This window comes from Dietzia sp. SYD-A1, from assembly GCF_015356725.1.
Taxonomy (GTDB): Bacteria; Actinomycetota; Actinomycetes; order Mycobacteriales; family Mycobacteriaceae; genus Dietzia.
The window spans coordinates 1-7849 of sequence record NZ_JADDKI010000200.1 but is presented as its reverse complement, the minus strand read 5'-3'; the positions used below and the strand labels follow the sequence as shown (position 1 = coordinate 7849).

The 7849-nt window shown below is 68.8% G+C and carries 10 protein-coding genes, 1 pseudogene and 1 riboswitch; of the genes and pseudogenes, 5 read left to right on the top strand and 6 right to left on the bottom strand.

From position 1 onward, the window contains the following. Positions 1 to 111: pseudogene (gene thiG, locus IY392_RS09205) on the top strand (thiazole synthase); the annotation flags it as partial. 59 nt (positions 112 to 170) lie between these two features. Here thiG and IY392_RS09200 read toward each other — a convergent pair. Beyond that, the gene (locus tag IY392_RS09200; RefSeq protein WP_107757406.1) at positions 171 to 821 is read right to left on the bottom strand and encodes a DUF1707 domain-containing protein; all 651 of its coding nucleotides are present in this window, start codon (positions 819 to 821) and stop codon (positions 171 to 173) included. An 86-nt stretch (positions 822 to 907) separates the two neighbouring features. Here IY392_RS09200 and IY392_RS09195 point away from each other — a divergent pair, with 86 nt between their 5' ends. Beyond that, complete coding sequence (locus IY392_RS09195; RefSeq protein WP_107758223.1) at positions 908 to 1822, top strand: ABC transporter ATP-binding protein; 915 nt, start codon at positions 908 to 910, stop codon at positions 1820 to 1822. Further along, positions 1819 to 2583, top strand: coding sequence for an ABC transporter permease (locus IY392_RS09190; protein ID WP_194861048.1), 765 nt, complete (start codon positions 1819 to 1821; stop codon positions 2581 to 2583). The genes IY392_RS09195 and IY392_RS09190 overlap by 4 nt, the downstream gene beginning before the upstream one ends. Positions 2584 to 2647: 64 nt before the next feature. On the opposite strand, the gene thiC is transcribed toward IY392_RS09190, so the two are convergent. Then, positions 2648 to 4351, bottom strand: coding sequence for a phosphomethylpyrimidine synthase ThiC (thiC, locus tag IY392_RS09185; protein WP_107758222.1), 1704 nt, complete (start codon positions 4349 to 4351; stop codon positions 2648 to 2650). Further along, a riboswitch (TPP riboswitch) is annotated at positions 4345 to 4461 on the bottom strand. Its footprint overlaps the gene before it by 7 nt. A 73-nt stretch (positions 4462 to 4534) precedes the next feature. Here thiC and IY392_RS09180 point away from each other — a divergent pair. Together IY392_RS09180 and IY392_RS09175 are read left to right on the top strand one after the other, a co-directional pair. Further along, entirely contained in the window at positions 4535 to 4831 is a 297-nt protein-coding gene (locus tag IY392_RS09180; RefSeq protein WP_107757404.1) for a GNAT family N-acetyltransferase, read from the top strand. A gap of 49 nt (positions 4832 to 4880) precedes the next feature. Next, positions 4881 to 5336, top strand: a complete 456-nt coding sequence (locus IY392_RS09175) for a CD225/dispanin family protein (protein WP_107757403.1) — start codon at positions 4881 to 4883, stop codon at positions 5334 to 5336. Between the two features lie 40 nt (positions 5337 to 5376). On the opposite strand, the gene IY392_RS09170 is transcribed toward IY392_RS09175, so the two are convergent. From IY392_RS09170 to IY392_RS09155, 4 genes are all read right to left on the bottom strand, one after another. Next, positions 5377 to 5793 (bottom strand): CoA-binding protein, encoded by a 417-nt coding sequence (locus IY392_RS09170; RefSeq protein ID WP_194861047.1) that lies wholly within the window; start codon positions 5791 to 5793, stop codon positions 5377 to 5379. 75 nt (positions 5794 to 5868) lie between these two features. Next, on the bottom strand, positions 5869 to 6762 hold the full coding sequence (ppk2, locus tag IY392_RS09165; protein WP_194861046.1) for a polyphosphate kinase 2: 894 nt from the start codon (positions 6760 to 6762) through the stop codon (positions 5869 to 5871). Between the two features lie 36 nt (positions 6763 to 6798). Next, positions 6799 to 7599 (bottom strand): exodeoxyribonuclease III, encoded by an 801-nt coding sequence (locus IY392_RS09160; protein ID WP_107757400.1) that lies wholly within the window; start codon positions 7597 to 7599, stop codon positions 6799 to 6801. 13 nt (positions 7600 to 7612) lie between these two features. Next, positions 7613 to 7849: GNAT family N-acetyltransferase (locus tag IY392_RS09155; RefSeq protein WP_194861045.1), on the bottom strand; the 237-nt coding region annotated here is incomplete at its 5' end.

Genomic DNA, 7849 nt, shown 5'->3' with positions numbered 1-7849 from the left:
CTCATGGCGGCCGCGATGCGGGAGGCCGTCCGCGCAGGCCACGCCGCCCGCGCCGCCGGACGCATCCCCAAGAGGTTCTGGGCGCAGGCGTCGAGTCCGCCGGTGGACTGAGGCCGAGTGACCGACAGGTCGCCGGCGGTTCCGTGCTCCGTCGTCGGGGCACGGGTGGATCAGCGGGTCCGGGGAACCCTGCGCACCTCCACGCCGCCCATGAGCGCGAGCCCCGTGACCCGCACGACCGGGGCGCCCGGAGAGGCCTGCCGCACCGGTCGGGGGTCGGGCTTCCACCTGCCGGCCTCCTCGCCGAATCCGCCCATCAGACCGAGGCCCTCTACCACGACGTGGATGTCGTCCGGCACGTAGATCTCGACCCCGCCCATGATCGCGAACGCGCGGATCGTGGTCTCGTGCGCCTGCAGGGAGGCCTGGCGCAGGTCCAGTTCGACCCCGCCCATCACGGCGAACGCCGTGTGCTCGGCGGGAACCGTCCACGCGCCCTTGCGTTCGCATCCGCCCATGAACGCCAGTGACGACGACGGACCGGTTCCACCGGTGACCCTCCTCGCGGGCGCCTCATCGTGATGGACCCCGGGCCGGGACCCGCCGTCGCCGCGGGCGGGGGAGAGGTCGCGGGTGAGCTCGGCCAGGTCGGACTGGAACAGTGCCCCGTACGCCTTGGTGGTGCGCTCGTCGAACTCCGCCAGGGTCAACCGCCCCTCCGAGTAGGACTGCTGGAGAAATCTCGCCGTCGCCTCCCGCTCGTGGTCCGAGGCGCGGATCGACGGGAGTTCGGGGCCGTGATCGTCGCGCGCGTCGTCCATGCTTCGAGAGTAAGCCCTGACACACCTGGGCGGGAACCGAGTGGGAGGAACCCGCGATGCGGACCACGGCAGGCACACTGGAGCACATGATCGAGGTACGCAATCTCACCAAACGCTTCGGCGCCGCTACGGCGGTCGAGGACCTCAGCTTCGTGGTGCGGCCTGGCGTCGTCACCGGATTCCTCGGCCCGAACGGTGCCGGGAAGTCCACCACGATGAGGATGATCGTCGGTCTGGACACCCCCACGTCGGGTGAGGCGCTGATCAACGGCCAGCCGTACCGGAGGCTCGCGGATCCCATCCGCACCGTCGGGTGCCTGCTCGACGCGTCGTGGACCCACGCCAACCGGTCCGCGCGATCGCACCTGAGGATGATCGCCGCCGCGGGCGGACTGCCCGACAGTCGCGTCGACGAGGTGCTGTCACTGGTCGGCCTGACCGAGGTGGCCGGCCGCAAGGTGGGTGGCTACTCCCTGGGCATGCGGCAACGGCTCGGTCTGGCCACCGCCATGCTCGGCGATCCCGAGGTGTTGCTGTTCGACGAACCGGTCAACGGACTCGACCCCGAGGGAATCCTCTGGATCCGCCGTTTCATGCACGCCCGGGCCGCCGAGGGCCGGACGGTGCTCGTCTCTAGCCATCTGTTGTCGGAGATGGCTCAGACGGCCCAGGATCTCGTCGTCATCGGCCGGGGGGTCCTCCGCGCCCAGACGTCCGTCGAGGAGTTCCTCTCCGCCGCGCGGTCATCGGTCCTGCTCCGGACTCCGCACGTCGAGGAGTTCACGGCCGCGGCCCGGGAGGAGGGGATCAACGCCACCTTCGACCCCGCGGAGGGGGTGTTCCTCATCGAGGGGCTGCCGGCACCCCGGGTCGGTGACCTCGCCGCGAGCCTGGGGATCACCGTCCACGAACTGCACGAGAAGCGGGCGTCGCTCGAGGAGGCCTTCATGGCGCTCACCGACCAGGACGTCGAGTATCACGGTCAGGAGACCACCCGATGAACCTGTTGAAGTCCGAGTGGATCAAGGCCACCACCACCAAGAGCGCCTACTGGCTCTACGGGCTGGGAGTCGTGCTCGCCGTCGGCCTCGCCGCGATCATCGGCCAGTTCGAGCAGACCTCGTCCGGGGAGCCGGTGGCCGGGGCGCCCGGCGGCGGAAGCGACCCGCTGTTCGCGATACTGGGGGTCAGCGCGTTCACGGTGATCCTGGCGTGGATCGCCGCGATCGTCGCCGTGACCGGCGAGTACCGGTTCCACACGAACAAGGCCACGTTCCTGGCCACGCCGTCGCGGTGGCCTGCCATAGTGGCCAAGACGTTGCTGTTCACGGTGCTGTCCATGGTCGTGACCGCGGTCGCTGTGGTGATCGCGATGCTGGTGGCGGGCGCACTGTCCGGACTGGACTCGTGGACCCCGTTCTCCGGCGACGGCCTGAGATACCTCGTGCGGTTCCCCGTCTACGCCGCACTGGGCACCCTCGCCGTGATGGGCCTGGCGCACATCATGCGCAACGCCGCCGGCACCATCTCGTTGTTCCTGGTGTGGACGCTGGCCCTCGAGGGCATGGTCTCGCTGATCCCCCGGGTGGGGCAGGACATCGCCGCCTGGATGCCGTTCGCCAACGGCGACTACTGGACCCAGGGCGAGTCCGTCCGCGGGTTCATCACGTGGGGCGAATGGCCGGCCTTCGCCTGGTACGCCGGGGTCTGCGTGGCGTTGTGGGCGCTGGGCCTCGTCATCACCCTGCGCCGCGACGCCTGAGGGGACGTGCCGCGTGAGACGTGTGACGCCGCCGCGTCACACGTCTCACGGGCGGGTCGGCCCGTCAGCCTCCACTGATCGGTAGATACACCCGGGAGCCGTGTTCGGCGAACTCCGCCGACTTCTCGGCCATCCCCGCCTCGATCGCCTCGACCGAGTCCAGTCCGTGCTCGGCGGCGTAGTCCCGGATGTCCTGCGATATCCGCATGGAGCAGAATCTGGGACCGCACATCGAGCAGAAGTGGGCCGTCTTGGCCGGTTCGGCGGGCAGCGTCGCATCGTGGTAGGCCAGCGCGGTGTCGGGGTCGAGGGCCAGGGCGAACTGGTCCCGCCAGCGGAACTCGAACCGCGCGGTGCTCAGCGCGTCGTCCCTCGCCTGCGCGCCCGGATGGCCCTTGGCCAGGTCCGCCGCGTGCGCGGCGATCTTGTAGGTGATCACGCCGGTCTTGACGTCGTCGCGATCGGGCAGGCCCAGGTGCTCCTTGGGGGTGACGTAGCAGAGCATCGCCGTGCCCGCCTCGGCGATCCGCGCGGCCCCGATGGCGGAGGTGATGTGGTCGTAGCCCGGAGCGATGTCCGTGGCCAGCGGCCCCAGTGTGTAGAAGGGCGCCTCCTCGCACCACTCCTCCTCCAGGCGCACGTTCTCCACGATCATGTGCATCGGCACGTGTCCCGGGCCCTCGATCATCACCTGGACGCCGTGGCGCTTGGCGATCCGGGTGAGTTCACCCAGCGTTCGGAGCTCGGCGAACTGCGCCTCGTCGTTGGCGTCGGCGATCGACCCGGGCCTCAGGCCGTCCCCGAGGGAGAACGTCACGTCGTACGTCGCGAGGATCTCGCACAGCTCACTGAAGTGGGTGTAGAGGAAGGACTCGCGGTGGTGTGCCAGGCACCACGCGGCCATGATCGATCCCCCGCGCGACACGATCCCGGTGACGCGCGTGGCGGCGAGCGGGACGTACCGCAGGAGCACCCCGGCGTGGACGGTCATGTAGTCCACTCCCTGTTCGCACTGCTCGATGACGGTGTCCCGATAGAGCTCCCAGGTCAGCGCCGTCGGGTCGCCGCCCACTTTCTCCAGTGCCTGGTAGATCGGCACGGTGCCCACGGGGACGGGCGAGTTGCGCAGGATCCACTCGCGGGTCTCGTGGATGTCCCGCCCGGTGGACAGGTCCATGATGGTGTCCGCGCCCCACCGGGATGCCCACACCATCTTCTCGACCTCCTCCGCGATCGAACTGGTGACCGCGGAGTTGCCGATGTTGGCGTTGATCTTGGTGACAAAGCGCTTGCCGATGATCATCGGTTCGCTCTCCGGGTGGCGGTGATTGGCCGGGATGACGGCGCGGCCGGCGGCCACCTCGGATCGCACGAGCTCCACGTCGATTCCCTCGCGCGCGGCGATGAAGCGCATCTCCGGGGTGATGTGACCCGCGCGGGCCCAGGCCAGCTGGGTTCGTACCGGCGTGGAGTCCTCCGACGAGGCGGGCACGGCCTCCGGGTGCGTCCACTCGTCGCGGGTGGGTGGTAGGCCGGAGCCGAGGTCGTGGCACTGCCCGGCGTCGGCGTACCCGGTGTACGGGCCGGAGGTGTCGTAGACGTCGAACGACGTGCCGTTGGTCAGGGCGATCCGGCGGACGGGCACGCGCAGCGTGCCGCCCTCCGCCGGGATCTCGAGGTACGACTTGCTGCTGGAGTGGATCGGGCCGCAGGTCACGGACTCGATCGAGGTGGACTCTGCGCTGGGGGTGGACGTGTGTGTGCCCATGATGCTCACTGCTCCCTACGCCGGCATGACCCGGACAGGTTCTACGGTCGACGGCCCGGCCGGCCGTCCTCTCAGCCCGCGCTCCGAAGCGGACTCCCGTGGGGACGAGTATGAAATTGTGCCGGGCGAGCGTACCCCGGCGAGTAGCATCGGGTGTGGAACACACCCTGCCGAAGGAGTCCCATGTCCCGAGTGGAGTCACTGGTGCTGGTCCACAACACCGATAGAGACCGGTTCGAACTGTGGGACGGCGAGACCTTCATGGGTCTGGTGGGGTACGAGAAGGACGGCGACGTCTACATCCTTCTCCACACCGTCATCGAGGAGCATTTCGGACAGCAGGGCATCGCTCGACTGCTGGTCAGTCTGGTCCTCACCCGGATGCGTCTGGACGGGCACAAGATCCGCCCGGTGTGCAGCTACGTCCGCCGGTTCCTCGTCCGATTCCCCGAGTACCAGCTCCTCGTGGCCCCCCGCTGACCCGGGAAGGGTGTTTCAGGGAGCCCACGTTCGGGGATACGATTCGGGCATGACGAATCCGAGCTACCCCGGTTCCTCCTCCGACTCCCCGTACGGGGCCGGCCAGACCCCCGGGCAGGAGTCCGGTTACTGGCAGGACCAGAGCTATGGCCAGGGCCCGACATACGGGCAGGGCGCGTCGTCGTATGGCCAGCACCCGGGTTACGGGGCCCAGACCCCCGGGGGGTTCACCGGGTCCCCCGGAGCCGCACGGCCGGGCCCCCCGTCGAACATCGGTTGGGCGGTGGCCTCGATCCTGTTCTTCTGGCCGCTCGCATTCGTCGCGATGACCCGGGCCTCGGACGTCTACCCGCTGTGGGCGGCCGGTCACCATGCGGAGGCCGAAGCGGCGAGCGCGTCAGCCAAGAAGCTCGGCCTCATCTCGCTCGGCCTCTTCGCCCTGCTCATCGTGCTCTACTTCGCCTTCATCTTCGCCATGATCGGGCTGAGCGCCAGCGGGTTCTGACCTGCGGGCGGGCCGTTCCCGCCACGGCGGGTGCTCTCGCTCAGGCGAGGCCCAGACGCGGCGCCTCGATGGCCGGGCAGGCGTCCATCACCACGTTCAGCCCCGCATCGGCAGCGCGCTGGGCCGCGGCCTCGTCTATCACACCCAGCTGGAGCCAGACCGCCTTCGCGCCCCGGGCGATCGCCTGGTCCACGACGTCGCCCGCGAGCGCCGAGTTGACAAAGACGTCGACCACATCGATCTCCCCGGGTACCGACGCGAGATCCGGGTATCCCTGCTGACCGTGGACCGTCTCAGCCCTGGGATGAACCGGCACTATCTCGTGACCCAGGTTGCGGACATAGGCGGCGATCCTGTGCGCGGTCCGTCCGGTGTTCGCCGACAGGCCCACGACCGCCCAGCGCCCGCGGTCCGAGAGCAGACGTCTGACAACGGCCGGATCATTGGTGTGACTCATACCCGGTGCAATGCGCGCCGGCGCCCGGACATTCCCGACGGGTCGTGTGCGCGGGTGCGTCCTTCGCGGGCTCAGTCAGTCCCCAACGGCGTCCCTGGCGCGGCGGACGATCTTCGGGTCAGGGTCGAACACCACCTGGGGGTCCTTCTCCGGATAGTCGAACTGGTGGAGGAAGTAGCGCATGGCGTTGATGCGCGCCCGCTTCTTGTCGTTGGACTTGATGGTGATCCAGGGGGCCCAGTCGGTGTCGGTGCGCCGGAACATCTCCTCCTTGGCGGCGGTGTACAGGTCCCACTTGTCGAGTGATTCCAGGTCCATCGGGGAGAGCTTCCACCGACGGACCGGGTCGAGCTGCCGGATCGCGAACCGGGTCTTCTGCTCCTCCTTGGTGACGGAGAACCAGAACTTCGTCAGGCCGATGCCCGAGTCCACCAACATCTTCTCGAACATGGGCGCCTGCTCCATGAACGTGGAGTACTGGGCGTCCGTGCAGAACCCCATCACCCGCTCGACACCGGCCCGGTTGTACCAGGAGCGATCGAACATGACCAGCTCGCCGCGGGTGGGCAGGTGGCTGATGTAGCGCTGGAAGTACCACTGGTACAGCTCGGTCTCGGTGGGTTTGATCAGCGCGACCACCCGGGCCTGCCGGACGTTGATGTACTCGGTGAACCGCTTGATGGTCCCGCCCTTGCCGGCGGCGTCCCGGCCCTCGAACACGATCACGTGCCGGTGGCCCGACTCGGCCTGCCAGTTCTGGAACTTGAGCAGCTCGATCTGCAGGAGGTACTTCTCCACCTCGTACTGGTTGCGGTCCATCCGATGGTCGTACGGGTAGTTCTCCCGCCAGGTGTCCACGGCCCTGCCGTCGATGTCGATGAGGTCGGGGTCCTCACCGTGGTCGTCGCGCACGGTGAAGCCCTCGGCGCGCAGGCGGTCGATGTAGTGACGGAGTTGGAACGTGGACATCGGTGCGGGCTCCTCGTGGTGGGCCGGGTCGCGGTGCTAGTCGAGGTCTACGACGACCGGGGCGTGGTCGGAGGCGCCCTTGCCCTTGCGTTCCTCGCGGTCGATGAACGCGCCGGTCACCCGCGATGCGAGTTCCGGCGAGTGCAGCTGGAAGTCGATGCGCATGCCCTGCTTCTTGGGGAAGCGTAACTGGGTGTAGTCCCAGTAGGTGTAGACGCCGGGGCCCGGGGTGAACTCGCGGGTGACCTCGCGAAAGCCCGCCCCGTCGAAGGCCGCGAAGGCCTGGCGTTCGGGCTCGGAGACGTGGGTCTTGCCGGTGAAGACCTCCATGTCCCACACGTCCTCGTCGTGCGGTGCCACGTTCCAGTCGCCCACCAACGCCACCTGCGCGGCCGGGTCGGCAGCGAGTTCGGCGGAGGCGTGGTCGCGGAGCCGGGCCAGCCACTCGAGCTTGTAGGTGTAGTGAGGGTCCGCCAGTTCACGGCCGTTGGGGACGTAGAGACTGTAGACGCGGACGCCGTCGCACACCGCGGAGATGGCGCGCGCCTCCGGATCCTGGGTGACCTCGGGGTCCTTGTGGAAACCGGGCATGTCGTCGAAGCCCAACCGGACGTCGTCGAGCCCCACCCGCGAGGCCACGGCCACGCCGTTCCACTGGCTCAAGCCGTGGTGGGCGACCTGGTATCCCAGCTCCTCGAACGCCTCGTGCGGGAACTGGTCGTCCTTGCACTTGGTCTCCTGCATGGCCAGCACGTCGACGTCCGAGCGTTCCAGCCAGGCCGTGACGCGGTCCCGTCGAGCTCTGATCGAGTTGACATTCCAGGTGGCCAGGCGCATGGCGAGCAGTCTATTACCCGGCGTCGGATCGCGTGGACCGCGGAGTGGAACCCTCGACGACGACGAGGTGACGCATCGAATGGTGCGGGGCCAGTCCGAGCTTGGCCCACAGCCCGCGGCCGGCCGCGTTGTCGGCGAAGACGTGGAGGTGGCACTCCTCGGCGCCCAGCGACCGGCCCCACCCGACGAGCGCGCCGGTGACGACCTCGGCCAGCCCGCGTCGGCGGTGGGCGTCGGCGGTCTGCACGCA

Excerpts from the sequence above, each read along its gene's own strand:
- IY392_RS09180 (WP_107757404.1), top strand. The coding sequence starts at position 4,535 with ATGTCCCGAGTGGAGTCACTGGTGCTGGTCCACAACACCGATAGAGAC.
- IY392_RS09160 (WP_107757400.1), bottom strand. The coding sequence starts at position 7,599 with ATGCGCCTGGCCACCTGGAATGTCAACTCGATCAGAGCTCGACGGGAC.
- IY392_RS09175 (WP_107757403.1), top strand. The coding sequence starts at position 4,881 with ATGACGAATCCGAGCTACCCCGGTTCCTCCTCCGACTCCCCGTACGGG.
- IY392_RS09195 (WP_107758223.1), top strand. The coding sequence starts at position 908 with ATGATCGAGGTACGCAATCTCACCAAACGCTTCGGCGCCGCTACGGCG.
- IY392_RS09200 (WP_107757406.1), bottom strand. The coding sequence starts at position 821 with ATGGACGACGCGCGCGACGATCACGGCCCCGAACTCCCGTCGATCCGC.
- IY392_RS09190 (WP_194861048.1), top strand. The coding sequence starts at position 1,819 with ATGAACCTGTTGAAGTCCGAGTGGATCAAGGCCACCACCACCAAGAGC.
- ppk2 (WP_194861046.1), bottom strand. The coding sequence starts at position 6,762 with ATGTCCACGTTCCAACTCCGTCACTACATCGACCGCCTGCGCGCCGAG.
- thiC (WP_107758222.1), bottom strand. The coding sequence starts at position 4,351 with ATGGGCACACACACGTCCACCCCCAGCGCAGAGTCCACCTCGATCGAG.
- IY392_RS09170 (WP_194861047.1), bottom strand. The coding sequence starts at position 5,793 with ATGAGTCACACCAATGATCCGGCCGTTGTCAGACGTCTGCTCTCGGAC.